Raw genomic sequence first — 25,413 nt, 5'->3', positions numbered from 1 at the left:
CGATGAACGGGTTCGTGTCGATCCTGCTCGACCTCTTCCGGCAGCCGTCGATCATCGTCGCGCTCATCTCGCTGATCGGGCTCGCGATCCAGCGGAAGAGCGGCAGCGACGTCTTCAAGGGCACCGTCCGCACCCTGGTCGGCTTCCTCGTGCTCGCGGCCGGCGCCGGGGTGGTCAGCGCCTCGCTCTCGCCGTTCGGCGACATGTTCCAGCACGCGTTCAACGTGCAGGGCGTCGTGCCGAACAACGAGGCGATCGTCGGCCAGGTGCTGCTCGAGTACGGCTCCGCCGCCGCGCTCATCTTCTTCTTCGGCATGATCGTCAACGTCGTGCTCGCCGCGACGACGCAGTTCAAGTACATCTACCTGTCCGGCCACGTCGCCTTCTACATGGCGGCGATGGTCGCGGTGATCTTCGGCGTCGCCGGGTTCAGCACGTGGCAGGTCATCCTGTGGGGCTCGATCGCCCAGGGCATCGTCATGACGGTCTCCCCCGCCGTCGTGCAGCCCTTCATGCGCAAGGTCACGGGCACCGACGACGTCGCACTCGGGCACACCGGCGGCGCCGGCATCGCCCTGAGCGGTGTCGTCGCGACCCTGACCCGCAGCAAGAAGAAGCCGTCGAAGTCGACCGAGGACATCGCGTTCCCGTCCGGCCTCGGCTTCCTGCGCGACACCACCGTCATCGTGGCGCTGTCGATGGGCGTCATCTACGTCGTCGTCGCACTGTTCGCCGGTGCCGGGTACATCGAGTCCGAGCTGAGCGACGGCCAGAACTTCATCATCTTCGCGGTGATGCAGGCCGCCACGTTCTCCGCCGGTGTCTTCATCATCCTGGCCGGCGTCCGCGTCGTCCTGGCCGAGATCGTGCCGGCCTTCAAGGGCATCAGCGAGCGGCTCGTCAAGAACGCCAAGCCGGCGCTCGACGTGCCGATCGTGTTCACGTTCGCCCCGAACGCCGTGCTCATCGGCTTCCTGTCGAGCTTCGCCGGCGGCATCGTCGGCATGGTGGTCATGGCCGTGAGCGGCACGGCGATCATCATCCCGGGCGTCGTCGCGCACTTCATGACCGGCGCGGCCTCCGGTGTCATCGGCAACGGCGCGGGCGGTCGACGCGGCGCGGTGCTCGGCGCGTTCACGAACGGGCTCGCCATCACGTTCCTGCCGCTGCTGCTCCTGCCGGTGCTCGGCGACGTGGGGCTGGCGAACTCGACCTTCTCGGACGCCGACTTCGGCGTCGTGGGCCTGGTCTTCGGGCACCTCGCCGGTGCGGGTGGACAGGTCGCCGTGATCGTCGGACTGCTCGCCGCGATCGTGCTGGTGTACGGCGCGTCGATCGTGATGCGCGGCCGGGCGAAGCGCCGGACCGAGGCCGAGGCCGCCGAGCGCGACCAGGAGGTCGCAGCGGCGCGCTGAAGACGAGCGGACACGCGCGCCCCGCGCGGTCCGTGAGCAGGGATGGTCGGGTCGCGTTCGCGCACCCGACCATCGCTGTTCCGGCTGCGTCCGGTGGTGGACGCGACCCGCTGTCGGACGGGAGGCGCGGTGCGGGGCCGCCACGGGCCTCCCGTCCGACCCGACACGGCCCACGGGCCGTGGCTGGGTGCGCGTACATCGTCGGGTCCCACACTGGCGTCACGGTGTCAGCAGGACGGAGCCGGGGTCTTCCCGGCGTCCCCCTGCGGAGCCGCCAAGGGAGTCATCATGACGAACCGATCCGAGGCGGCCTCGACGCCGCTCGCCCTCACCAGCGTCGTGGCCTCGGGCCTGCCGACGGAACTCGGCTCGCCCTCGGCGGCGGCCACCTACGACGTACCCGCCGTCTTCAACCGGCGACCCGACACCGCCGAGACCACCGCGCTGCGCGGCGAGCTCGGGCACGCCCGCCTCGTCGCGGCCGGGTACCCGGAGGTCACGCTCGACGTGCAGGACCGTCGACTCGTCATCGGCAACACGAGCCTCGGGCAGCTGGAACGCGGACTCGCGACGGTGGTGGCGACCATCGTCGACACCGTGAGCCGGACGGTGCTCGCCGACCAGGAAGAGGTGCGCGACGCCGCGCGCCTGGCGTTCGACGACCGGACGGCGCGCGCCCGCGAGGTCACGCGCGCGGCCGAGCGGATCCACTTCGTGCCCGAGCCGGCGCGACCGCGTGCGATGTGACCACCGCAGCGGCCGCGGTCGCCGACTGCGCTAGCGTGACAACACGCGGTGGACGATCGGTCACCGTCCGAGGGTGCAGCGGTCGTGGACCAGGAACGAGGGCGTCGGATGGGTGACTTCACCATCGCCGCGTCCGCGCTGCAGACCGCGCCGGACGGCAGCGACATGTGCCCGCCGTTCCTGACGACGTTGCCGGTGAGCGCGGTCGGGATCTCCACGCTCGGCGACCCGATCGGCTCGCTCACCGTGTGCGCGAGCAGCCGCCTCGCCGAGCGCGTCGACGAGATCCAGCTCGACCTCGGCGAGGGGCCCTGCTGGCAGGCGCTCGTCAGTCGCAGCCCGGTGCTCGAGCCCGACCTGGCCGCCTCGGACAACGCGGGCTGGCCGCTGGCGCTCGAGGAGCTCCTGCGCGCCGGCGTCGGCGCGGTGTTCTCCTTCCCGATGCACGTCGGGACGATCCCCGTCGGTGCCGTCGACCTGTCGGTCGAGCACGGTCGGGAGCTCACCGCCGGCCAGGTCCGCGGCGCGGTCCAGCTCACCGAGGTCGCCGCGCGCCGCGTGCTCCGCCAGGCCCTGCTCGCCGCCGCGGCCGACGGACGCGCCGACATGCACACCGGCCGGTATTCCCGACGCGAGGTGCACCAGGCCACCGGCATGGTCGCCGCACAGCTCGGCGTGGACGTCTCCGACGCCCTGCTCGTCCTGCAGGCGCACGCCTTCGCCACCGAACGAACCGTCCGCGACGTCTCGAACGACGTCATCGCCCGCCGCATCGACCTCACCCGGCCGTACGGTTCCGAGAACTGAGGAGCACGCACCATGGCACCGACCCGCGAGCACCGTCTCGTCGACACGTTCGTCGCGCTCACCGACACCCTCGTCGACGACTACGACGTCGTCGACCTGCTGCAGACCCTGGTCGACAACGTCGTGGACCTGTTCGACGCGTCGGCGGCGGGCATCCTGCTCGTCAACCAGCACCAGGAGCTCGAGGTGCTGGCGTCGACCAACGAGCGGTCGGGCTTCGTCGGCCTGCTGCAGCTCGACTCCGGCGAGGGCCCCTGCGTGGAGTGCTTCTCGACCGGTCGCCTCGTCTCCGTCGAGGACCAGGCCGAGATGCGCCGCCGGTGGCCGACGTTCGCGGCGGCCTCCGCCGAGTCCGGGTACGCGTCCGTCCACGCGATCCCGATGCGGCTGCGCGACACGACGCTCGGATCGCTCAACCTGTTCCGCGAGGCCGAGGGGCGGCTCAACGCCGACGACGCCCTCGCCGCGCAGGCCCTGACGGACGTCGCGACGATCAGCATCCTGCAGCAGCGGACGGTGGAGCACGCGAAGGTCGCGCAGGACCAGCTGCAGCGCGCGCTCGACAGCCGGGTCGTCATCGAGCAGGCGAAGGGGTTCGTGGCGTACACGCACCAGGTCGACATGGAGACGGCGTTCAGGATGCTCCGGCAGTACGCCCGGTCGCACCAGGAGCGCCTCGCCGACGTGGCACGGGCCGTGGTGGAGCGCCGGCTGGTCATCCCGGCCTGAGCGTCGCCGCGGTCGCCGTGGTCGCTGCCGTCGCCGCGGTCGCCGCGGTCGCCGCGGTCGCCGTGGTCGCCGCGCAACGCACTCGTCGTCGGTCCCGGTGTGCGCACCGGCCGGCGGGCGTATCGTCGGGGACACCACGTAGCCCCTGACCCCGGTTGCAGCAGACCGCTGGAGCCAGGAGGCAACCATGGGCGACGACCAGGCCGTCCCGACCGGGTACACCCGGACCGGACGACGATCCGACCGCACCGACACCACCTCGAGCTACACCGCGCTGCTGGCCCGGGTCCGGACCGCCGGACTGCTCGGCCGCCGCACCCGCTGGTACTGGGGACTGATCGCGGTGCTCACCGTGCTGCTCGTCGGCACCGGCGGCGCGTTCGCGGTGCTCGGCGGCTCCTGGTGGCAGCTGCTCGTCGCCGGGGTGCTCGGGGTGCTGTTCACGCAGTTCGCCTTCCTGTCCCACGAGGCCGCCCACCGCCAGGTCTTCGCCTCGCAGCACTGGAACGACCGCTCCGCGCGCTACGTCGGCACCTTCCTGACCGGCGTCAGCTACGCGTGGTGGACGAACAAGCACACCCGCCACCACGCCAACCCGAACACGGTCGGCAAGGACCCCGACATCTCGTTCGACGCGATCTCGTTCCGTCCCGAGGACGCCGCCCGTCGCACCGGGTTCCTGCGCGTGCTCGTCCGGGTGCAGGGGTGGGCCTTCTTCCCGATGCTGCTCGTCGAGGGGGTGAACCTGCACTGGCAGTCGATCCGCACGTACACCCGGCGCGGGCCCGTGAAGCACCGCTGGGCCGAGGGCTCGGTGTTCGCCGCACGGTTCGTGCTCTACCTCGGCGTGGTGTTCTGGTTCCTGCCGGTCGGGATCGCCTTCGCGTTCCTCGGCGTGCAGCTCGCCGTCTTCGGCTTCTGCATGGGGATCGCCTTCGCGCCGAACCACAAGGGGATGCCGGTCATCGAGCCCGGCCGGCGGGTGGACTTCTTCTCGCGGCAGGTCCTGACCTCGCGCGACATCGGCGGCGGCGCCTGGGTGGAGTACTTCATGGGCGGCCTGAACCACCAGGTCGAGCACCACCTGTTCCCGAACATGGCGCGGCCCAACCTGCGCGCGGCGCGGGACATCGTCCGGCGGTACTGCGCCGAGCAGGGCGTGCCGTACACCGAGACGACGCTCGTGCGCTCGTACGTCATCGTGGTGCGGTTCCTCAACGAGGTCGGACTCGCGGCGCGGGACCCCTTCGCCTGCCCGATGGCGGAGCGGTTGCGGTAGCCGCCGGCTGCCCGCAGTCGACCGTCCGCTCTCGGTTTCCGGATCGGACGGCCGTCGTCCCCACGAACCGCTGGACCCGGGCGGGGTGCATCCGCGAGCATGGACCCGACCAGGGACGGCGGGCACAGGGGTCCGCCGCGGGAAGGCAACCATGCGACCTGTCCGGAACGGCTTCACCGCGGGGGCGGTCATCGCCCTCGCCGCGGGACTCACCATCGGCGCGGCACCGGCTCAGGCGGCGACGCCGACCGCCGCGGAGCACTGCGCCGGCGGCACGCTGACGCTGCGGGCGCTGCAGAGCGGCTGCACCCTCACGTCCGGGTCGGTCACCCTGCCGGACGGCCGCACGTTCGCCGTGCCGGCTCCCGGCGAGAGCGTCGCTGCGACCAGCTCCTCGGTCCCCGGCGCGGCCGAGCTGCCCGAGGTGGTCGTCGCGAACACCGGGGCGTCCGGCGTCGCGGTGCGGGTCGACGACGTCTGGCAGGGCTCCTCGGCAGCGGCGTCGGCGGCGTCCCGCTCCGCCGCGGCACGGACCGCCGCGGCCCCCGCCGCCTCGACCCGGGCCGCCGCCGACCCGAAGTGCACGAACACGTCGTCCGCGACGACGGGGTACCGGTGGTCGGGCTCGGTGCAGTGGTACTACAACGAGTCCGGGCAGAAGTCGACCTACGCGAAGGACGCCCTGCGCAAGGCGGCGAACGCCTGGACCGGCACGATCACCGCGTGCGGGACCACCGCCACCTCCACGGCGCGCAACGCCTACGTCCGCCTGGCCACCCAGGCGCCTGCCCTGACCGACCGCGGCGGTTGCGGCAGGAGCAGCGGGTACAGCGTGATGGGTTGGGGGAAGCTGCCCGCCGGCACCCTCGGCGTGACGTGCGTCTGGTACGACGGCAACGGCGTCGCCAAGGAGTCCGACCAGCGGTACGCGACCGGGTACAAGTGGAGCTCGACCGCGACGTGCGCCGGCGGACGGTTCGACACCCAGGCCGTCGCGACACACGAGTGGGGGCACGTCTACGGCCTCGCGCACGTGAAGACCGGCACCGGCCAGGTCATGCAGCCGTCCGGTGGGTACTGCGACCTCGACGCCCGCACGCTCGGCCTCGGCGACCTGCAGGGCATCGCGGCCCTCTACTGAGCCCGGTGAGCGTGCTCGCCGAGTCGGCCACCACCGCTGCGGTGGTGGTGGCCGCCGCGCGGCTGGTGGCCGCCGCTGCGGTCGGTCAGACGCCGCTCTCGCGCACGAAGTCCGCGATCGGCGTCGAGCCCTGGTTGAAGCGGTAGGTGCGACCGACGGCCTCGGGGCGCTCGACGGCGTCGGCGACCACGTGGGCGACGTCGCCGCGGGCGACCTGCGACGACGAGCCGTCCCAGTCGACCGACCCGGTGGCGTCGTCGTCGGTCAGGGTGCTCGGCGCCACGACGGTCCAGGACAGCCCCGAGTCGCGGAGCACGGCGTCGGCGACCATCTTGGACTGGGCGTAGGCGAAGAAGTCGTCGTCCTGCGGCACCCCGTGGTCGAGCACCGAGCCGGCCCAGGAGACCATGACGTACCGCTCGACACCGGCCTGCGCGGCGCCCTGCATCGAGAGCACGGCCGCGTCGCGGTCGATCGCCCACGTGCGGTCGGCGGAACCGCCGCCGGCACCGGCGGACCACACGACGGCGTCGTGCCCGCGCACGAGGTCGGCGAAGTCGGTGAGGGACTGCTGCTGGACGTCGGCGACGCGGGGCTCGCCGCCGTGCGCGCGGACCTCGTCGGACTGCTCGGCCTTCCGGATGACGGAGGTGACCGAGTGGCCGCGCTCGGACAGGATGCGGGTGGCGAGGAGTGCGACCTTGCCGTGGCCGCCGAAGACGATGACGTTGCTCATGGACCGGACGGTACTCGCCGCGGCTCAGCGCCCGGGGGACGCCGTCGACGAGTCTCGGAGCGCACCCGGTCGCGGTGGGTAGCGTCGGCGGCGACACGTCAAGGAGACACGATGAGCAAGCAGCACGAGCAGCACACCCTGGTCCGGACCCTGGTCCTCGGCATCCTCAGCGGTGGGCGCAGCGCCACGCCGCTCGCCGTGATGGCCCTCAACCACGACCGGTCCTCGCTGAAGGGGGCGTGGCAGGACTGGAAGGTGTTCAGCACGCCGATCGGCCGCGGGCTGCTCGTCGCCTCGGCCGTGGGCGAGCTCGTCGGCGACAAGCTGCCGAAGACCCCGAACCGCATCTCCCCCGCCGGACTCGTCGGCCGGATCGGTTCCGGCGCGCTCGTCGGCGCGGCCCTCGGCACCACCGGTCAGCGCGACCTGCGCATCGAGGGCGCGATCCTCGGCGGCATCGGTGCCGTCGTCGGCTCGTTCGTCGGGTGGGGCCTCCGCAAGGCCGTCGGCGCCACCACCGGTCTGCCGGACCCGGTCGTGGCGCTCGCCGAGGACGCCGCCACCGTGGCCGGCTCGGTGAAGGTGATCACCACAGCCTGAGTCCCGGGGCGCGCGCTCGTCGCGCTCCGTGAGCAGGAACGGTCGGGTCGCACCCGCGCACTCGACCGTTCCTGCTCACGATCGTCCCTCCGCGCCGGCCCGCGCCCGCCCCGTGCCGCGCCCGGCCCGCGCCGCGCACGCCGGTCAGGCCGCTGCGACCACCCCGGCGGTCGCGAGCCGGACCCGCTTCCGCGCACGCGCCTCGTCGTCCCCGAACCGGTCGAGCCCCCACGACACCGCCGTCAGGAGCTCGAACACGGCCGAGGCGTCGACCTCGTCGTCGGTGCCGTTCGCCGTTCCGCGCGCCCGCTCGAGGAACTCCGCCGTCCGGGCCGTGAGTCGCGAGCAGATCGTCCGGACGGGCGAGTCCTCGTCGTCGACGGCGTCGGCGATGCAGGTCGGCAGGTCCTGCCAGACCCGGAGCCCCCACGCCAACCGGAACATCCACTCCTGCAGGGCCGGTACCGGTTCCCGGTCCTCGAGCTCCGCGGAGTCGTCGATCACCCGGTGCACGGTGTCGGTCATGACCGCCGCGAGCAGGTCGTCCCTCGTCGGGAAGTTCCGGTACAACGTCGCGTTGCCGACCCCGGCCCGGGTGGCGATGCCGTCGATGGGCGCCAGGATGCCCTCGGACTCGAACAACTCGCGCGCCGCGGCGAGGATCGCGTCGCGGTTGCGGCGGGCGTCGGCGCGCACGGGACCTCCTGGACTTGACGGATGTGGGGAGTATCCCCACATACTGTTCCGGGGAGCATCCCCGTTTCCATCGAGCCTACCGCAGGAGTCACCATGACCGAAGAGTTCACCGACCGCACCGTGCTCGTCACCGGCGCCAACGGAGGGCTCGGCACCGAGTTCGTCCGCCAGGCCCTCGAGCGCGGTGCGCGACGCGTGTACGCCGCCGCCCGCTCGCCGCGCACCTGGGACGACGAGCGCGTCGTCCCGATCGCACTCGACGTGACCGACCCGTCGTCGATCGCCGCGGCCGTCGCGACCGCGTCCGACGTCGACCTGCTCGTCAACAACGCCGGCATCGCACCCGAGGCCGACGCCTCCCTCGTCTCCGTCGCCGACGACACGCTCGAGCACGTGTTCGCGACGAACACCTTCGGCGTCATCCGGGTCTCGGCGGCGTTCGCACCGGTCCTCGCGGCGAACGGCGGCGGTGCCGTGCTCAACGTGCTCTCGCTGGCCGCCTGGATCCCGCTGCCCACGGTCTACGCGGCATCGAAGGCCGCCGCGCTGGCTGCGACGAACGGCCTGCGGACCGAACTCGCCGGCCAGGGCACCGCGGTCACCGGGCTCATCGTCGGCATGATCGAGACCGCCATGGGCGCTCGGTTCGACGTGCCGAAGTCGACCCCGGAGCACGTGGTGACCCAGGCGTACGACGGCGTGGCCGCCGGCGCGTGGGAGGTGCTCGCGGACGACGACTCACGCTTCGTGAAGGGCCTGCTCAGCGCTCCCGCCGAGGACCTCGCCGCAGCGACCCGGGCCGCGATGGAAGCCGTCGTCGACTGAGGTCGCCCGTCCGACCGCTCGCCGGTCGCGCGCGCTTCGCGCTTCGTGTGCAGGAACGGTCGGGTCGCACCGCCGCACCCGACCGTTCCTGCTCACGATCCGCACGCCTCGGCCTACGGTGGGCCGCATGCACATCGTCGTCATCGGAGCCACCGGCCACATCGGCTCGTTCCTCGTCCCCCGTCTCGTCCGCGCCGGCCACCGGGTCGTCGCCGTGAGTCGCGGCACGAGCACCCCCTACGCCGACGCCCCGGAGTGGCAGCAGGTCGAGCGGGTCACGGCCGACCGCGAGCAGGAGGACCGCGACGGCACGTTCGGCGCCCGGATCGCCGCGCTCGGCGCCGACGCGGTCGTCGACCTGGTCTGCTTCACGGAGTCGTCCGCCGCCGCGCTCGTCGCAGCCCTGCGCGGCACCGACACGCACCTGGTGCACTGCGGCTCGATCTGGCGTGCCGGCGTCTCGCACGTGCTCCCGATCACCGAGGAGAACGCGACCCCGCCCTTCGGCGACTACGGCGTCCAGAAGGACGCCATCGCCCGGATGCTCAAGGAAGAAACCGCGTCAGGGGGTCTGGTCACGACGTCGCTCCATCCCGGCCACATCAGCGGTCCGGGCTGGACGCCGATCGGCCCGCTCGGCAACCTCGACACCTCGGTGCTCACGAAGCTGTCCGCCGGCGAACCGCTCGAGGTGCCCGGTCTCGGCGCCGAGACGATGGCCCACGTGCACGCCGACGACGTGGCGCAGGCCTTCCAGCTCGCGGTCGAGCACCGCGACGCGGCGGCGGGCGAGGACTTCTCCGTCACCGCCCCGACGGCGCTCACCGTGCGCGGGTACGCCCACCTGGCAGCGTCCTGGTTCGGTCAGGAGGCCCGGCTCGACCCCGTCTCGTGGGACCGGTTCCGCGAGACCACGGCTCCCGAGCACGCCGACGCGAGCTTGCAGCACCTGTCCCGCAGCCAGGTCTTCAGCGTCGAGAAGGCGACTCGTCTGCTCGGCTACGCACCGGCGTTCACCGCCGAGGAGACCGTGCTGGACGCCGTGCGCTGGCTCGTCGACCACGGTGGGCTCGAGGTCGCGAACCCCCTGGTGGGCTGAACTCGGCGCCCGACGCCGGTGGCGAACTCCTCGCACCTGATGTCAGTTACGGCGCGACGTCCGGCGGGAGCGAGGGGCTGCGGGAACCCCTCTCACGTGCGCGTGAACGGGACGGAGACGATCCGGTCGTCCCCGCTCGCCGGGGTCCCGCGGCCGTCGGTGTTGTTCGTCACGAACCAGAGCGTGTCCGACGGCCCCTCGAGCACGGTCCGGATGCGGCCGAAGTCGCCCGCGAAGTACTCGGTCGCGGTGCCGGGGTCGTCGGCGGGGACAGCGCGGAGGACACGGCCCTGCAGGTTCGCGATGAAGACGGTGTCGTCGACGACCGCGAGGCCGCTCGGCGATGCCTCGTCGGTGGACCACTGCTGCACGGGGTCGACGAAGCCCTGGTCCTCGCCGCCGGTGCCCTCGACCTCGGGCCAGCCGTAGTTCGACCCGGGCTCGATGACGTTGAGCTCGTCGTGGGTGTCCTCACCGAACTCCGACGCGAACATCGTGCCGTCCGACGACCACCCCATGCCCTGCACGTTGCGGTGCCCGAGGCTCCACACCGGCGACCCGTCGATCGGGTTGTCGGCGGGGACGTCGCCGTCCGGGGTGAGCCGCAGGATCTTGCCCGCGAGCGAGTCCTCGTCCTGCGCGTCCGTGCTCGCACCGGCGTCCCCGACGCTCGCGTAGAGCATGTCGTCCGGGCCGAACGCGATCCGGCCGCCGTCGTGGAAGGTGTTCTTCGGCAGACCGTCGATGATCGTCGTCGCCGCGCCGAGGCCCCACGACCCGGCGCTGCCGGTCAGCTCGTACCGCTGGATCCGGTTGCCGTCGTCGGCGGTCGAGTAGACGAACAGGTCGTCGTCGTGCAGCGCGAGTCCGAGCAGTCCGCCCTCGCCGCCGTGGCTGACACCGTCGACGGTGCTGACCTGGCGGGTGGTGCCGTCGGACCGCAGCTCGAGCACCCGGGCCGAGTCGCGCTCGCTGACCAGCGCGTCGCCGTCGTCACCGGTCAGGACCACCGACCAGGGGGCCTCCAGGCCGGTGACCACGTCGGTGGTCTCACCGTCGAGCGCCACCTGACCGGCCGACAGGTCGGCGGGCGCGGTCGCGCGCGCTGACGGTGAACCACCCCGGTCGGATCCGTCCTGCTCGGTCCCGCCACCGCTCGTGCAGGCGGTGAGGGCCAGTGCGGCGGCGGCGGCGAGGCCGGCCGCCGACCAGCGTCGGCGGCTGCGGGGCGTTCCGGCGGGTTTGTCCACGATGATCCTCCCGGGGTCGTGCGTCGATCCCACACGCCGTGTTCGGGAAACGCCTGGGGGAGCACGGTCCCCGGCTTGGTTCAGTGGGTGTCGGTCGGCACCACGTCGTCCCGGAAGGACCAGCACATGACCACCATCGCCATCGTCGGCGCCGGCAAGGGCCTCGGCATCGCCGTCGCCGAGCGCTTCGCCCGTGAGGGCTTCGCCGTCGCCCTGATCTCCCGCAACCAGGACCGCCTGGACGGCCTCGCCGCGGAACTGCGCGAGCGCGGCCACACCGCCGCCGGGTTCGCCGCGAACGTCCGCGACGGGGACTCGCTGCGCACCGCACTCGAGCGCGCGACCGAGCAGCTCGGCCCGATCGAGGTGCTGCAGTACAGCCCGCTCCCCGCCAAGGAGTACATGCGCCCCGTGCTCGAGACCACGGCGGAGGACCTGGTCGGTCCGATCGAGTTCTCGGTCTACGGCTCGGTCAACGCCGTCCGCCAGGTGCTGCCCGGCATGCGCGCGATCGGCCACGGCACGATCCTGTTCGTCAACGGCGGCAGCGCGGTCCGCCCGGGTGCCCGCGTCACCGGCACGTCCGTCGCCTTCGCCGGCGAGAGCGCCTACGCCCAGCTGCTCCACGACGCCGTCCGCGACGAGGACGTGCACGTCGGCCAGCTCATCATCCCGTTCGGCATCGACGACGGGCAGCCCGAGCACTCCGGCGAGTCCATCGCCGACCGCCTCTGGGCGATCCACACCGAGCGCGGCGACTTCCGCACCTACGCGGAGCCGATGCCCGAGCTCGGTTGAGCGCGATGCGCACCACGTGACGGACGGGAGGCCCGTGGCCACGCCGCCACGGGCCTCCCGTCCGTCGCCGGTCGCCACCAGGGCCGCGATGGGCCGGGGGACACAGTCGCGACGGCGGAGGGCGGGCCGTACCGCCGCGCGCCCCTAGCGTCGAGGCGTGGATCCGGAGGCCTTCGACGGGGCGGCGGGCATCGCCCTGCTGCTCGTCATGCCGCTGTCCGTGCTGTTCGTCGCCGCGGCCCTGCGGCGGGCGGGCGCACCGCGGTGGACCTGGGCGCTGTACCTGCTCGGTACCGTCGGGGCGCTGGTGCTGCTGCACGTCGCCGGGCACACCCGGTACGACGGCCCGTCCGACGGGCACTTCCCGTGGGACGTCGGGCAGTTCGCGGCGCTCGGCCTCGGCCGGATCGGCGTCGCCGTCAACGCGGTCGCCGCGACGCTGTGGATCGCGCCGGGGCGCCGTCCGTACACGGAGCCGTTGCCCCGTCGCGAGAACCGACTGGTCGTCGCCGCGTACTGCTCGGCGGCGCTCGCGACGGCCGTACCGGCGACGTGGTGGAGCGTCGGGCTCGGCATCGTGCCGGTCGGCGTCGAGGTGCCGGTCGTGCTCGCCGGGGTCGGGTTCCTCGCCGCGGCGGTGCTGCTCCGGTGGCGGCGCCAGCGCGCATCGGGCGACCCCGAGCGTCTGCCCGAGACGGTGTGGCCGGTGGACGCGGTCGTCGCGATCGGCCTCGCCGGGGTGCTCGCGGTCGGGCCGTCGTTCTCCGGTAGCGGCCTGCCCGACCCGTCGTCCGAGCGCGACCCGGCGGTGGCGACCGACCGACCCGCACCGACCACGGACCCGGAGTGGCCGGGGCCGACCCCCGTGACCCGGACGTCGCTCGGCCCCGCTGCGGTCGAGGCGGGGACGCGTGCCCTGCTCGAGGACACGGTCCGCTGGGCCGGCCCGCTCGACGACCTGTCGTCGCTGACGCCGGCTTCCGCCGAACCGCCGGCGGTCGCGCTCGTACCGGAGCGGTGCGACGACGGCGGACGGCGCTGGACCGGCTCGCTCGTGCTGCCCTCGGTCCGGCCGCAGGACCTGACGCCCCGCGTGCTCTCGGGGTGGAAGGCGTCCGGCTACGCCCCGGTCGACCGGGCGATGGGGACCGACCTCGTCCTGCCGCTGCGGCAGGACGCCGCGGTCGAGCGGATGCGCCTCGGTGGGGGCCAGGACGGTGTGCACGTCACCGTCGAGTCCTTCTGCGTGCCCGACTGAGCGCGGCGCTCGCCGCTTCGTGAGCAGGAACGGTCGGGTCCCCCGCAGCGACCCGACCGTTCCTGCTCACGATGTGACGGACGGGAGGCCCGTGGCGGCGACGCCACGGGCCTCCCGTCCGTCAGTACACCCGTCCGTTCAGTACACCCGTCCGTTCAGTGCGCCCGTCGCACCGCGACCCGGCGCCGGCTCCGGGTGGTCAGCCACGCGCCGGCCGACACGACCAGCGGCAGGCCGATCGCCAGCAGCCCGAGCACCGGCCAGTCCGGCACGAACGGCAGGTGGTTCGCGCCGACGGCCTGCTCACCGAACCGGATCGTGAGCGCCCGGATCGGCAGCAGCCCGAGCAGCGTCCCGATCACGGCCCCGACCGTGGTGAGGATCGCCGCCTGCCAGGTCGACACCTGCCGGCGCAGACGGGGTGCCGCGCCGACGGCGTCGAGCACCTCGTCGTCGCGGCGGCCGTCCGACCGCGCCAACCCGAGGGCGACCGCGGTCGCGCCGATCGTGACGGCGGCAGCCAGCGCGAGCACGATCGCCCGGATGAGCGCCCCGTTGTCCACCGGGCCGGTCTCGTAGAAGAACTGCGGTCCGTACCACCGTTCGCGGTCGGCCCCGCCGTACGACTGCCACGCGGAGCTCAGTTCGTCGTACTGCTTCGGCGTGAGGCCGCCCGGCAGTGTCGTGACGAGCAGGCCGTCCACCGCCGGCACGTGGTAACGCTCCGCGGTCGCCCGGGTCATGAACACCGCGACCTTGATCCGCGGCGACTGCACGTCGGTGACGGCCGGGATCGTGACGCTGGAATCCGGACGGGTGCGTTCGGTGATCGTGGGGCTCTCGTACGTGCGGTCGTGGAACGTGTCGATGCGGACTGCGCCGTCGCGGGCGTACTCGGACCAGAGCGACACCGCCTCGCCGCCCTCCAGGGCGTCCCGCACCGCGGCCGACGGCCGGTGCCCGGTGAGCACGGCGTAGTCGTCGACGGTGCCGGTCAGGATGTGCGGGTCCGACGAGGCGCTCGTGTCGAGGAACCACGAGCACGAGGTCGTGTCGTTCACGGTGCAGCCGTACGGCGTCCACCGGTGTGGGATCGTCATGGTCGTCGGCGTCTCGCCCGTGCCGCCCTTCACCACGCCGAGCACGCGGATCCGGTCGTGGCGCAGCACGCCCGCGGTGACCTTCGCGGCCCGTGCGGTGAGTTCCGCGTCGTGGTCGCCGAAGGACGCACCGTCGGCGTCCGAGACCTGGACCTCGGTCGTGGCGACCCCGACGGCGGTGGCGTAGTCGTAGCCGCGGACGTACCGGGCCTGGCTCGAGGCGTTCCAGGTGATGACGAGGGAGGCGACGAAGACGACGCTCATCACGCTGGCGAGCACCGGGACGGTGCGCACCGGGTTCCGCAGGGCGTCGCGGGCGGCCATGCGCGCGGCCAGTCCGAGACGCGACGACAGCCGCGCCACCAGGGCGAGCAGCCACGGGGAGCAGATCGCGACACCGAGCTGCATGAGGCAGGGTCCGATCGCGACCCCGGCACCGACGACCCACGCCAGGTGGTCCTCCTGCACCTCGCGGTCGTTCAGCACGAGGACGCCGATGCCGCAGGCCAGCGTCATCACGGCCCCGCCGACGATGAGTGCGGGACCCCAGATCCGGCGTCGGCGCCGTGCCGGACGGCTGACCGCGACCGGGCGGAGCGAACCGCGCAGGGCGGCGAGCACGTTGATGCGGGTCGCCGTGCGCGCCGCGACCAGGGCGGAGACGAGGCCCGCCAGCACGCCGGCACCGCCGATCGTCAGCAGCAGGGGCAGCGGCACGTGCAGGCCCGGGAAGGACAGCACGTTGCCGTCGTCGATGATCCGGTAGGTGAACATCCCGATCCCGGTGCCGAGCAGCACGCCGAGCACGGCGCCGGTCGCCCCGAGCACCAGCCCGGACCCGGCGACGATCGTGCGGACGAACCGCTTCTCGCCGCCGACGCTCGTGATGATCGCGTACGAGCGGGTGTCCGCCCGGGTGCCGACCAGGAACGCGGCACCGGCGAGCAGGGCCACCTCGAACATCGCGAAGACGCCGAGCAGCGCGAGGCCGCCGAGGTACCAGCCGAGGTTCGACCCGGAGGAACCGCCGGTGACGCGCTCGTCCGGCGGGTCGAGCACGACGGGGCGGGACTGCACGGTGATGCCGTGCGCGTTGAGCTGCCGGATCTCCGACCAGGTCGGTGCCGTCGTCGGCAGGTAGACCGTGACGTCGGGCGGGCTGCCGGGAGTCGTCGCCGCGGTGTCCGTCATGGTGGTGCCCCACGGCACGAACACGCCCTGCGTGTCGGGCGCCGACCCGAGGTCGCGCATCGTGCCCGTGATCGTGAAGCGCTTCGTCACCGGGTCGGTCAGGTCGACGGTGTCGCCGACGTGCGCCCCGAGGCGGTCGAGCGTCGCCGGGGTCACCATGAGTTCGTCGCGTGCCGTCGGCCGGTCGCCGGCGAGCACCCGCCAGTGCCCGTCGAGCGAGCGGTCCCACGTGCTGCCCTCGACCGCCGTGATGCCGACCGGTCCCTTCGGCCCCTGCAGCACGACGGGCGCGCTGCCCACCGGGATCGCGAGCGCCCCGTCCGGGACGAACGACAGCGGGTCCGCGAAGGGGGCGTCGCCGTCCGCCTTCGTCACCGGGCTGTTCCGCGCCGACTCGGTGGACTGCCACTGCACCGGGTCCTGCCGCATGCCGGGCAGGTCGGGACCGGACACGCGCATCTGCGCGGCTGCCCCACCGAGGTCGTAGGCGAGCGACTCGGCCTGGGTCGGCTGGGTCGACTGCACCACGACGGCCACGGCCGCGAACCCCGCGGTCGGGATCCCGATGAGCGCCACGATGAGCGCGGCCCGCCCGGCCTTCGCGAAGGCGAGTCGGCGGCCGAGTCGGAGCGCGGGACGGAGCGCGAAGGGCGTCCGGACGCGCTGGGCGGTACCGGTGGAGCGCCGTCGCCCGCTCACGACGCGGCCCGGTCGGCGAGTGCCTGTTCGACCCCGGTGTACACGGCCTCGTCGACGACGCGACCGTCGCGCAGGAACACGATCCGGTCCGCCCAGGCGGCGTGCCGTGCGTCGTGGGTGACGAGCAGCGCACCGGCACCCGCGTCGACGTGGCGGCGGAGCATGCGGAGGACGACCTCGCCGGTCTGCGAGTCGAGCGCCCCGGTCGGTTCGTCCGCGAGCACCAGGCGGCGCTCGCCGACGACCCCGCGGGCGATGGCGACGCGCTGCTGCTGGCCGCCGGACAGGTCGTCCGGGTAGGCGGTCAGCCGGTGGCCGAGCTCGACGTTGTCGAGGGCGAGCTCGGCGGCGCGGCGGGCCTGCGAGGCCTTCCACCCGTCGAGTTCGAGCGGCAGCGCGACGTTCTCGACCGCCGTCAGCGAGGGGATGAGGTTGAAGTCCTGGAAGACGAAGCCGAGCAGCCGACGGCGCAGCGCCGCGAGCTCCTTCGCCGGGCGCTCGGACACGAACTCGCCGTCGATGACCACCTCGCCGCTCGTCGGCGGCAGCAGGGTGCCGGCGACCGCCAGCATCGTCGACTTGCCGGAGCCCGACGTGCCCATCACCGCGACCATCTCGCCGCGCTGGACCGACAGGTCGATCCCGGCGAGGGCGGTGACGGCCTTGGCGCCGGACCCGTAGTGCACGCTGACGGCGTCGAGCCGCAGCAGCGGTGCGGCGCTCACCGGACACCCCGGGCGGCGTCGGCGGCGGGCGCGGTCGCGGACTCGGGAGCGGCGGGGTGGTCGTCCGGTCGGTACCGGGCCACGCTCGACTCGACGTGGTCGAGCCAGCGCACCTCGGCCTCGGCCTGGAACACCATCGACTCGAGCACGAGCGACCACGCCAGGTCGGTCGCCGGGTCGGCCGTGCGCTTGAGCCGCGTCAGGTCCTGCAGGTTGCGGATCGCGGCCCCGCGCTGCACCTGCACGAGCTTGGCGACGTCGACGCCGGGCACGGTCACCGCGAGGGCGAACTTGATCGCCAGCTCGTCGCGGCCGCGCTTGGCAGGCACCGGCTCGCTGAACCAGCGCGCCACTTCCTCGTGCCCCGCGGGGGTCGCCGTGTAGACGACGTGCCCGTCGTCGTCGGCGTCGCCGCGGGCCACGAGGCCGTCGCGCTCGAGCCGGTCGAGGGTCGTGTAGACCTGGCCGATGTTCAGCGGCCAGCTCCCGCCGGTGCGGTGCTCGAACTCCCCCCGGAGCTGGTACCCGTACCCGGGTCCGCCCACCAGCAGCGCGAGTACGCCCATCCGTACGCTCATGACACTTCCTCGTTCCGTTCTGCGAATGGGCATACTCGGTATGCCCATACCGAGTATGCAGGTGCCGGCGGAACGACGCAAGCGCAGCTCGCGACGTGCCCACACAACGGACGGGAGGCGCGGTGCCCGCTGGCACCGCGCCTCCCGTCCGCTTGCTGGTCGCGTCAGGAACCGAGCTTCGACAGCTCCTCGAACTCGTCGTCGGTGAGCTCGATGGTCGCGCCCTGCAGGTTGTCCTCCAGGTGGGCGACACTCGACGTGCCCGGGATCGGGAGCACGACGGGCGAGCGCTTGAGCAGCCAGGCGAGCGCGAGCTGCGCCGGCGTGGCGTCCTTGCGCTCGGCGATCTCGGTGAGCGGCGAGTCCTCGCCGGTCAGGCCACCGGTCGCGAGCGGGAACCACGGGATGAACGCGATGCCCTGCTCGGTCGACCAGTCGAGGAGCTCCTCGGCGTCGCGCTTCTGCAGGTTGTACAGGTTCTGGACGGAGACGATCGTGGCGATCTCCTGCGCGGCCTGCACCTCGTCGACGGAGACCTCGGACAGGCCGATGTGGCGGATCTTGCCCTCGTCCTGCAGCTTCTTCAGTTCGCCGACCTGGTCCTCGAGCGGGACCTTCGGGTCGATGCGGTGCAGCTGGAACAGGTCGATGCGCTCGAGGCCGAGGCGGCGGAGGCTCATCTCGGCCTCCTGCCGCAGGTACTCCGGGCGGCCGACCGGCGGCCACTCGTTCGGACCGGTGCGGGTCAGACCGGCCTTGGTCGCGATGACGACGTCGTCGCCGTACGGGTGCAGGGCCTCCTTGAGCAGGTCCTCGGCGACGTAGGGGCCGTAGCTGTCGGCGGTGTCGAAGAAGTCGACGCCGAGCTCGACGGCGCGCTTGAGCACGCGGACGGCCTCGTCGTGGTCCTTCGGCGGGCCCCAGACGCCGGGGCCGGTGAGCTGCATGGTGCCGTAGCCGAGGCGGTGGACCTCGAGGTCGCCACCGATGCGGAAGGTGCCGGAGGCAGCGGCCGGGCGGTTCGTGGTGTCGGTGTCAGTGGTCATGTCCCCGGTCTACGCCTGGTGCGTCGCCGGTCCCTGGACGGGTGTCCCCCGGCGCTGACCGCGGGAACGGTGTCTCGCCGCGCTCCAGTCCACCGACGAGCTTCGTCAGCCGGTTCGTCCGCGCTGCGGCGCTCGGCGCCGTCGCGATCCGGTGCAGCACCGCGTACCGGTTCGCCGCGTCGAGGCCGGCGAACAGCGCGGCAGCGGCGGGCGCGGCGTCGAGTGCCGCCCGCAGGTCCTCGGGCACGGTCGCGCTCGCGGCACCGGCGTAGGCGCGGTCCCACCGGCCGTCGCCCTGCGCCCGGTCGACCTCGGCCTGGCCACGCGCGCGCATCCGGCCCTCGGCGGTGAGCGCGGCGACGAGCCCGACGTTCCGCTGCGACCACAGCGAGGCGCGCCGGCGCGGGGTGAACCGCTGCCGGAAGGTGGCGGCGTCGCGTCCGCGCTTCTGCCCGTCGATCCAGCCCGAGCACAGCGCCTCGTCGAGTGCCTGGTCGTAGGTCAGGGTCGTCGGCTCCGTCGTGCCCTTCTTCGCCAGGACGAGCCACACGCCGTCGGTGTCGTCCTCGTGGGCGTCGAGCCAGGCCCGCCACGCGGCGGCGTCCGGCAGCACGAGGTCGACGACGTCCATGCGGTCATCGTAGGGGCGACCTCAGACCCAGTTCGGCTGCGACAGCACGCCGGCGGGGTCGGCCTGCTCGGCGATCCGGTGCAGCCGCGAGGTGTTGTCGCCGAAGTACGCCGACGGGTCCGTGATCGCCGCGTCGCAGTAGTTCGCGTAGGCGGCGTCGCCCCACGCCGGCCGCATGGCCCGGCGGAACCCGCGCACGTAGGCGTCGAACGGAGCGGGGTCCGTGCCGTCCGCGAACACCGCGGTGTACTGCACCGTCATGAGCGCCGACCGCCAGGGGAAGGCCGAATCGGTCCGACCGACGTCCGCCACGACGCCGCCGAGGGCGTCGAGGGCGACCCCGCCCTCCAGGTTGCCGTCGACGTCGCCCGCCGCTGCCGCCTGCGCGACGAGCACGTCGATCTGTGCGTCGGTGAGCCTCGTCGATCCGATCGACGAGGTCGCCGCCTCGGACACCCGTCGGGGCTTCCCCGCCAACGCGGACATGGCGGCGCCGTAGGTCAGTTCCTGTCCGGTGTGCGCCAGCGGCTTCGCACCCGTGGCGGCGATGAAACCGTCGACGGTGGTGTCGGCGCCGGTCTTCGAACCGGTCCACACGCCGGTCACGGTGACCGTCGGGGCGGTGTGCCGACTGCCGTTGAGCAGCTTGAGCGTCGACCACAGCTCCGGGTCGGCGGTGGGCGCCCAGTCCTGCCAGGCGCGCACCACGGCAGCGGCGGCCGACCACGCGAACGTGATGGTGAAGAGCAGGACGGGAGGCGCGGCCTGCGTCCGGTACGTCAGTGCGGTCACGACGCCGACGGTTCCACCGCCCCCACCGCGGCAGGCCCAGAACAGGTCGGGTTCGCGGGACGTCGAGACCTCGTGCACGGAGCCGTCCGGGGTGACGAGCGTCACGCCGGCGAGCTGGTCGCAGGTCAGTCCGAACGAGCGGACGAGCACGCCGACCCCACCGCCGAGGGTGAGCCCGCCGATGCCGACGGTCGGGCAGGACCCGGCGCCGATGGCCCGACCGGCCTTCGCGAGCGCGGCGTAGACGTCCCCGAGCTGCGCGCCCGGGCCGATCGTGACGGTGTCGTCGTCGTGCAGTTCGATGTCGTCGAGGTCCTGCGTGCTGATCACGAGCGACCGCGGGACGTCGGTGCCCGGGGCGCCACCGGCCGACCACCCCGTGTACGAGTGCCCGCCCGCTCGCAGTGCGACGGGCGTGTGGGTCGTGCGCGCGAACGCGAGGGCGGCCTGCACGTCTGGGATCCCCGCGACCCGGAGGATCCCCTGCGGGTCGGCGTCGTCGTAGCGCGGGTTCTCGAGCACGCGTGCGCCGTCCCACCCGTTCGACCCGGACCGGAGCAGCGTCCCGGAGACCGCGGCGGCGAGGGCGTCCCACGAGTCGGGGCCGCCCGGCGTCGGCGTGCTCGTCGGCTCGGCGGAGCCGCTGGCAGTCGGGTGCGGCGCGCCCGAGGGAGCGGGGCCCGGCCGGGTGCACGCTGCCAGGACCCCGGCGAGCCCGAGTCCGACGCCCCCGGCGAGCAGGGCGCGCCGGGTCGACGTGCGGCTCACGAGCCGGCGAGCCCCCCGCTGGCACCGCTGATGCCGGGGTGTGCGGACTTCGCGAGGCCCTCGGTCATCGAGTGCGCTGCCTCGGCGTCGGCGAGGGAGCGGGCGCCGAGGGTCGGGTCGACGGGTTCGAGGTGGGCGAGGCGCTTCGCGCGACGGCGGTTCTGCACCTCGAGCACGGTGAGCAGCGCGGCGATGGCCACGACCACTCCGACGACGATCCACACGACGACCATGACGTTCCCCTTCCGTCCCGGGGCGTCCACCCCGTGTTCGCAGCGTAGCGCCGGCGGTGCGACGCCATCCGACGGAGCCGGGATCTGTCGCCGTTCCGTGACCGTCAGGCGGTGCTGCTGATCCGGACGGCGCCCGCCCACCCGTGCACCCACTCGGGCAGTTCGCGGTCAGCTGGTGCTCCGCCCACGGCGTCGAGCAGGTCCGTCATCGGGACGGTCCCGCCGGAGCGTCGCAGGAACCGCGCCTGCACGACGGCACGGGCGACGACGGCTCCGCGACGGACGAACGTCTGCTCCAGGTACACGGCCCGGTCGTCGACGCCGAGCACCCGGGTCACGAGCTCGAACCGTTGCCCGAGCGTCAGGGACCGCTTGTACGTGATGGTCTGCGCCGAGACGACCGGGTACCAGGCGCGCTCCGCGATCGCGCTCCAGAACCCCGACCGCAGCATCAGGTCGAGCCGCCCGAGGTCGAGCATCGACAGGTACTTCCCGTTGTTGACGTGCCGCAGCGGGTCGAGGTCGGTCAGGGTCACGCGGAACGGTGTGCGTGCCGCGTCCCAGAGCGACGGCCGCCGCCCATCCGTCGTCGGGCGGAGCCGGACACGCAGGCGCAACAGGAACAGCCGGAAGTACAGGTTCACGCGCCGATCACACCAGAAGGCCGCGCTGCCCCGCGTGGACCTTGGAGGATCCACACGAACGGTGTCCGTGTCTGACCGGCACCGGCAGTGCCTTCCTCCGAGCGGCGCACCCGGAGTAGACCTGCAGCATGCAGACACGCAAGCTCGCAGACCTCGAGGTCGGACCCGTCGGCCTCGGCACCATGGGCATGAGCGCCTTCTACACGGGCGCTGGCACCGACGACGACGAGTCGATCCGCACCGTCCACCGCGCGATCGACCTGGGCGTCACCCTGTTCGACACGGCCGAGGCGTACGGCCCCTACACGAACGAGGACCTGCTCCGCCGGGCCCTCGCCGACCGCCGCGACGACGTCGTGATCGCGACGAAGTTCGGCCTCATCACGCACACCGCCGGCGAGGAGACCCCCGCCACCGGTCGCGGCATCAGCTCCGCCCCCGAGTCCGTGCGCGAGGCGCTCGAGGGCTCGCTCCGCCGCCTCGGCACCGACCACATCGACCTCTACTACCAGCACCGGGTCGACCCGGCCGTCCCGATCGAGGACGTCGTCGGCCAGCTCGCCGGCTTCGTGCAGGAGGGCAAGATCCGGCACATCGGGCTGTCCGAGGCCGGAGCCGAGACCATCCGCAAGGCCCACGCCGTCCACCCGATCACGGCCCTGCAGAGCGAGTACTCGCTGTGGACGCGCGACCCCGAGGGCGACGTGCTCGACACCCTGCGCGAGCTCGGGATCGGTCTCGTGCCGTACTCGCCGCTCGGCCGCGGCTTCCTGACCGGTGCGATCACGAAGCCGTCCGACCTGGACTCCGACGACTTCCGCCTGGCGAACCCCCGCTTCCAGCAGGAGGCGTTCGAGCAGAACATGAGCATCGTCGACGCGGTCAAGGAGATCGCGACCGAGGCCGGGGCCACCCCGGCGCAGGTGTCCCTCGCCTGGCTGCTGGCCCAGGGCGACGACATCGTCCCGATCCCCGGCACGAAGCGGGTCTCGCGTCTCGAGGAGAACGTCGGCGCGGCCGACCTGACCCTCACCTCCGACCAGCTGTCGCGCCTGTCGTCGCTGCCCGTGCCGACCGGCGACCGCTACCCGGACATGTCGAGCATCGGCCGCTGACCCCGGCGGCTGCAGTTCCGCGCGTGGGAGGCCGTTCCGCGCGTCGGAGGGCCTTCCGCGCGTGGGAGGCGGGATCTTCCGGCCTCCCACGCGCGGATCCGCTTCCCATCCCACGCGCGATGGGACGGAACATCGCGCGTGAAGGAACGAGCCGTGCGCGGGTCAAACCTCGGCGGCGAAGGACGCGGCGCGCAGCTGCAGGTCCTCGATGCGCCGGAGCCGCGCCGCCTCGACGTCGAAGCCCTCGTACGCCGGCGGCGGCAGCTTCCGGACGTTGCGCGAGCACTGGAAGTCCTGGCAGACCAGGGTGCCGACGGTGTTGCCGTTCCGACCGGCAGGCCCCGAGCGCTTCGCGCTGTAGAACACGACGTCGTTCGGCAGCTGCACGTCCTGGCACCACGAGCACTGGGCGCGTGCGCGGGACGAGGCCTCGGCCTGCCGGAACAGGATGCCGACGAGCGTGCCGTCGAGCGTCGGCACGACGGCGTACGCGCGCCGTCCGATCTTCGGGTCGCGCCACCCGAGGTAGTCGAGTGCGTCCCAGTCGGTGGTCGCGAACTCGGCGGGCAGCGTGATGTCGGACGTCTCCTTGCGGGAGGCGTTGACGAAGGACGTGCGGAGGGTCTTCTCCGTGATGGGGAGCATGGTCGTGGCTTTCGTGCGGACCCGGGGCGTGCGGACGCACACCGCACCGGGCGGAGGAGGTCAGGGGACGACGAGGTCGGCCGCGCCCGAGGGCACGGCCGGGGGCCTCACGCCCTGATGCCGGCGATACGGGCGCCGACCACCTCCTGGAAGCTCACGCGTCCAGCCTACGACGACGTGTCAAGCGGTCGGGGTCGCGGTGACGAGCAGGAGCGACCCCCGGTGCGTCGGGCTGATCCGGAGCGCGCCGTGGCGCCGGTCCCACTCACCGGACTCCAGTGCGGAGCGGAGCGCCGCGACCGACCGTCGCGCGGTGAACGCGTCGACCTGCGCCCACGCCGGGTCCGCGTGCCGGACGCCCGCGTCGAGCAGCCGCTCGGGTCGGGCGGAGTACGCCTCGGCGAACCCGTCGACGCACGTGAACGGGATCGGCAGCGGCACGACCGTCACCGTGTCGCCCGGGAGCGCATCGCCGACCTCGGCCGGCGTCGGGTGGCGCCGGGCCGCGGCCGCGACGACCTCGGGTGCGTACTCCGCGAGCCAGTGCTCCTGCGCGCGCTCGCGGTCGACGCAGAACAGCACGATCGGCCCGCGGGTCACCCGGCGCAGCTCGGCGAGCACGGCCCCCGGGTCGACCGGTCCCGGCAGGGGCGCCGTGGCGAGCGCGGCGTCGAACGCGCCGTCGGCGGACGGCAGGTGTGCGGCGGCGTCGACGACCGTGACGATCCCACGGTCGGTCGGCGCGTACGAGGGCGCAGCGTCGCCCTGCGACCACCGCAGCTCGAGCAGTGAGCCGATGTCGCCGAGGGCCTTCGACACGGCTCGGGCGAACACCGGTTCGGTGCGACGGTACCGGCGTCGATCGTCGGTGGCGGACCGGTCCGGTGGGGTCGTCACGAGGCGCTCGCGGTGGGGGTCAGTCGACCGACTCGGTCTCCGACGCCCGCAGGGCCGCGGAGCGCTCCGCCCGCTCGGTCGCCGCCCACGAGCCGAGGAGCGACAGCGAGCGCTCGGACTCGCTGCCCGGCTCCGCCGAGTACGTGAACAGCACGAGTCCGGGGTCGGCGACGAGGTCGAGGGCCTCGTAGGTCAGACGGAGCTCGCCGACGATCGGGTGCACGATGCGCTTGCCGCCGCCGCGGTGCACCCGCACGTCGTGCTCCGCCCACCAGGTGCGGAACTCGTCGCTGCGGGTGGAGAGCTCGCCGACGAGCGTGATGAGCCCCGGCTCGCAGGGGTTCGACACCGCGGCGGCGCGCAGGACCGCGACGGCGTCCCGCGCGGTCTGCGCCCAGTCCGGGAAGAACTCGCGGGCGGACGGGTCGAGGAAGGTGAAGCGGGCGGTGTTCACCGGGCGTCCGGGGCCGGCGAACATCGGCGCGTAGAGGGCGTGGCCGAGCTCGTTCGTGGCGACGACGTCACCGCGCTCGTTGCGCACCCACGCCGGCGCGCCCGTGATCGCGTCGAGCAGGCGCTGCACCCCCGGCCGCACCCGGGTCGGCACGGTGCGGTGCATGTCCTTCACGCCAGCGTTCGCCAGGCGGGTGAGGTCCCAGAGGTGCACCCGTTCGTCCTCGTCGAGCTGCAGTGCGCTCGCGAGCCCCTCGAGCACGCTCTCCGAGACGCCCTTCAGCGAGCCCCGTTCGAGCCGCGTGTAGTAGTCGACGCTCACGCCCGCGAGCATCGCGACCTCGTGCCGCCGCAGCCCGGGGACGCGTCGGACGCCACCGCCGAAGGACGGCATGCCGACCTGCTCCGGCGTGAGCCGGGCCCGTCGCGAGGACAGGAAGTCGCGGATCTCGTTGCGCACGTCGATACCCATGCGTCGAGCGTACGTGTCGCGTCGGTGCCGCGGGCGCGGCGGAC

The 25,413-nt window shown here is 73.2% G+C and carries 26 protein-coding genes; 12 read left to right on the top strand and 14 right to left on the bottom strand.

Annotated features, from left to right (window positions below; translation table 11 throughout):
- The first annotated feature begins 2 nt into the window (after positions 1 to 2).
- The 6 genes from BIU97_RS09855 (at position 3) to BIU97_RS09830 (ending at position 6,118) form a co-directional block, all read left to right on the top strand.
- Positions 3 to 1,415, top strand: a complete 1,413-nt coding sequence (locus BIU97_RS09855) for a PTS ascorbate transporter subunit IIC (RefSeq protein ID WP_071258978.1) — start codon at positions 3 to 5, stop codon at positions 1,413 to 1,415.
- Positions 1,416 to 1,703: 288 nt separating this feature from the next.
- On the top strand, positions 1,704 to 2,162 hold the full coding sequence (locus tag BIU97_RS09850) for a hypothetical protein (RefSeq protein ID WP_071258984.1): 459 nt from the start codon (positions 1,704 to 1,706) through the stop codon (positions 2,160 to 2,162).
- Between the two features lie 108 nt (positions 2,163 to 2,270).
- The gene (locus tag BIU97_RS09845; protein ID WP_071258988.1) at positions 2,271 to 2,969 is read left to right on the top strand and encodes a GAF and ANTAR domain-containing protein; all 699 of its coding nucleotides are present in this window, start codon (positions 2,271 to 2,273) and stop codon (positions 2,967 to 2,969) included.
- Positions 2,970 to 2,981: 12 nt separating this feature from the next.
- Positions 2,982 to 3,698 (top strand): GAF and ANTAR domain-containing protein, encoded by a 717-nt coding sequence (locus BIU97_RS09840; RefSeq protein WP_071258992.1) that lies wholly within the window; start codon positions 2,982 to 2,984, stop codon positions 3,696 to 3,698.
- Between the two features lie 187 nt (positions 3,699 to 3,885).
- Positions 3,886 to 4,977 carry a fatty acid desaturase family protein gene (locus BIU97_RS09835; protein WP_071297541.1) on the top strand — a complete coding sequence of 364 codons (1,092 nt, stop codon included), beginning with the start codon at positions 3,886 to 3,888 and terminating at the stop codon, positions 4,975 to 4,977.
- Between the two features lie 151 nt (positions 4,978 to 5,128).
- Entirely contained in the window at positions 5,129 to 6,118 is a 990-nt protein-coding gene (locus BIU97_RS09830) for a matrixin family metalloprotease (protein WP_071258999.1), read from the top strand.
- 85 nt (positions 6,119 to 6,203) lie between these two features.
- On the opposite strand, the gene BIU97_RS09825 is transcribed toward BIU97_RS09830, so the two are convergent.
- Positions 6,204 to 6,854: an SDR family oxidoreductase gene (locus BIU97_RS09825; protein WP_071297540.1), complete on the bottom strand. Its 651-nt coding sequence runs from the start codon at positions 6,852 to 6,854 to the stop codon at positions 6,204 to 6,206.
- Between the two features lie 111 nt (positions 6,855 to 6,965).
- Between BIU97_RS09825 and BIU97_RS09820 the strand changes: the two genes are divergently transcribed.
- Positions 6,966 to 7,454 (top strand): DUF4126 family protein, encoded by a 489-nt coding sequence (locus tag BIU97_RS09820; RefSeq protein ID WP_071259012.1) that lies wholly within the window; start codon positions 6,966 to 6,968, stop codon positions 7,452 to 7,454.
- Positions 7,455 to 7,598: 144 nt separating this feature from the next.
- Here the strand turns inward: BIU97_RS09820 and BIU97_RS09815 are convergent, their stop codons facing one another.
- Positions 7,599 to 8,150: a TetR/AcrR family transcriptional regulator gene (locus tag BIU97_RS09815; RefSeq protein WP_254782957.1), complete on the bottom strand. Its 552-nt coding sequence runs from the start codon at positions 8,148 to 8,150 to the stop codon at positions 7,599 to 7,601.
- A 93-nt stretch (positions 8,151 to 8,243) separates the two neighbouring features.
- On the opposite strand from BIU97_RS09815, the gene BIU97_RS09810 reads away from it, so the two are divergent.
- Both BIU97_RS09810 and BIU97_RS09805 read left to right on the top strand, forming a co-directional pair.
- A complete protein-coding gene (locus BIU97_RS09810; RefSeq protein WP_071297538.1) occupies positions 8,244 to 8,975 on the top strand; it encodes an SDR family oxidoreductase in 732 nt (243 codons plus the stop codon).
- 127 nt (positions 8,976 to 9,102) lie between these two features.
- Positions 9,103 to 10,074 carry an NAD-dependent epimerase/dehydratase family protein gene (locus tag BIU97_RS09805; protein ID WP_071297720.1) on the top strand — a complete coding sequence of 324 codons (972 nt, stop codon included), beginning with the start codon at positions 9,103 to 9,105 and terminating at the stop codon, positions 10,072 to 10,074.
- A 92-nt stretch (positions 10,075 to 10,166) separates the two neighbouring features.
- Here the strand turns inward: BIU97_RS09805 and BIU97_RS09800 are convergent, their stop codons facing one another.
- Positions 10,167 to 11,324 carry a PQQ-dependent sugar dehydrogenase gene (locus BIU97_RS09800; protein WP_071297719.1) on the bottom strand — a complete coding sequence of 386 codons (1,158 nt, stop codon included), beginning with the start codon at positions 11,322 to 11,324 and terminating at the stop codon, positions 10,167 to 10,169.
- 126 nt (positions 11,325 to 11,450) lie between these two features.
- Here BIU97_RS09800 and BIU97_RS09795 point away from each other — a divergent pair, with 126 nt between their 5' ends.
- Both BIU97_RS09795 and BIU97_RS09790 read left to right on the top strand, forming a co-directional pair.
- Positions 11,451 to 12,122 (top strand): SDR family NAD(P)-dependent oxidoreductase, encoded by a 672-nt coding sequence (locus BIU97_RS09795; protein ID WP_071297718.1) that lies wholly within the window; start codon positions 11,451 to 11,453, stop codon positions 12,120 to 12,122.
- Positions 12,123 to 12,279: 157 nt separating this feature from the next.
- The gene (locus BIU97_RS09790; RefSeq protein WP_071297537.1) at positions 12,280 to 13,380 is read left to right on the top strand and encodes a hypothetical protein; all 1,101 of its coding nucleotides are present in this window, start codon (positions 12,280 to 12,282) and stop codon (positions 13,378 to 13,380) included.
- Between the two features lie 155 nt (positions 13,381 to 13,535).
- On the opposite strand, the gene BIU97_RS09785 is transcribed toward BIU97_RS09790, so the two are convergent.
- The 8 genes from BIU97_RS09785 to BIU97_RS09750 form a co-directional block, all read right to left on the bottom strand.
- Positions 13,536 to 16,370, bottom strand: coding sequence for an ABC transporter permease (locus BIU97_RS09785; RefSeq protein ID WP_071297536.1), 2,835 nt, complete (start codon positions 16,368 to 16,370; stop codon positions 13,536 to 13,538).
- Positions 16,367 to 17,095 (bottom strand): ABC transporter ATP-binding protein, encoded by a 729-nt coding sequence (locus tag BIU97_RS09780; RefSeq protein WP_071259064.1) that lies wholly within the window; start codon positions 17,093 to 17,095, stop codon positions 16,367 to 16,369. The genes BIU97_RS09785 and BIU97_RS09780 overlap by 4 nt, the downstream gene beginning before the upstream one ends.
- Positions 17,092 to 17,673, bottom strand: a complete 582-nt coding sequence (locus BIU97_RS09775) for a PadR family transcriptional regulator (RefSeq protein WP_071259072.1) — start codon at positions 17,671 to 17,673, stop codon at positions 17,092 to 17,094. Before BIU97_RS09775 ends, BIU97_RS09780 begins: the two co-directional genes overlap by 4 nt.
- Before the next feature lie 164 nt (positions 17,674 to 17,837).
- Positions 17,838 to 18,719, bottom strand: coding sequence for an aldo/keto reductase (locus BIU97_RS09770; protein ID WP_071259076.1), 882 nt, complete (start codon positions 18,717 to 18,719; stop codon positions 17,838 to 17,840).
- Complete coding sequence (locus BIU97_RS09765) at positions 18,709 to 19,350, bottom strand: YdeI/OmpD-associated family protein (protein ID WP_083420877.1); 642 nt, start codon at positions 19,348 to 19,350, stop codon at positions 18,709 to 18,711. Before BIU97_RS09765 ends, BIU97_RS09770 begins: the two co-directional genes overlap by 11 nt.
- 21 nt (positions 19,351 to 19,371) lie before the next feature.
- A complete protein-coding gene (locus BIU97_RS09760) occupies positions 19,372 to 20,910 on the bottom strand; it encodes an FAD-binding oxidoreductase (protein ID WP_071297535.1) in 1,539 nt (512 codons plus the stop codon).
- The gene (locus BIU97_RS17695; RefSeq protein WP_071259085.1) at positions 20,907 to 21,143 is read right to left on the bottom strand and encodes a hypothetical protein; all 237 of its coding nucleotides are present in this window, start codon (positions 21,141 to 21,143) and stop codon (positions 20,907 to 20,909) included. Before BIU97_RS17695 ends, BIU97_RS09760 begins: the two co-directional genes overlap by 4 nt.
- Positions 21,144 to 21,247: 104 nt before the next feature.
- Positions 21,248 to 21,787 carry an acyl-CoA thioesterase gene (locus BIU97_RS09750; protein WP_071259088.1) on the bottom strand — a complete coding sequence of 180 codons (540 nt, stop codon included), beginning with the start codon at positions 21,785 to 21,787 and terminating at the stop codon, positions 21,248 to 21,250.
- Positions 21,788 to 21,915: 128 nt separating this feature from the next.
- On the opposite strand from BIU97_RS09750, the gene BIU97_RS09745 reads away from it, so the two are divergent.
- A complete protein-coding gene (locus tag BIU97_RS09745; protein WP_071297534.1) occupies positions 21,916 to 22,902 on the top strand; it encodes an aldo/keto reductase in 987 nt (328 codons plus the stop codon).
- A gap of 162 nt (positions 22,903 to 23,064) precedes the next feature.
- Here the strand turns inward: BIU97_RS09745 and BIU97_RS09740 are convergent, their stop codons facing one another.
- The 3 genes from BIU97_RS09740 to BIU97_RS09730 form a co-directional block, all read right to left on the bottom strand.
- Entirely contained in the window at positions 23,065 to 23,547 is a 483-nt protein-coding gene (locus BIU97_RS09740; RefSeq protein ID WP_071297533.1) for an FBP domain-containing protein, read from the bottom strand.
- A gap of 180 nt (positions 23,548 to 23,727) precedes the next feature.
- Entirely contained in the window at positions 23,728 to 24,444 is a 717-nt protein-coding gene (locus tag BIU97_RS09735; protein ID WP_071297532.1) for an SAM-dependent methyltransferase, read from the bottom strand.
- A gap of 19 nt (positions 24,445 to 24,463) precedes the next feature.
- On the bottom strand, positions 24,464 to 25,369 hold the full coding sequence (locus BIU97_RS09730) for a helix-turn-helix transcriptional regulator (protein WP_071297531.1): 906 nt from the start codon (positions 25,367 to 25,369) through the stop codon (positions 24,464 to 24,466).
- Between the last annotated feature and the right edge of the window lie 44 nt (positions 25,370 to 25,413).

The organism is Curtobacterium sp. MCBA15_009 (genome assembly GCF_001864895.1).
Classification (GTDB): Bacteria; Actinomycetota; Actinomycetes; order Actinomycetales; family Microbacteriaceae; genus Curtobacterium.
Note: the sequence above shows the minus strand (reverse complement) of the source record. Positions and strands in the feature narration are given on the sequence as shown.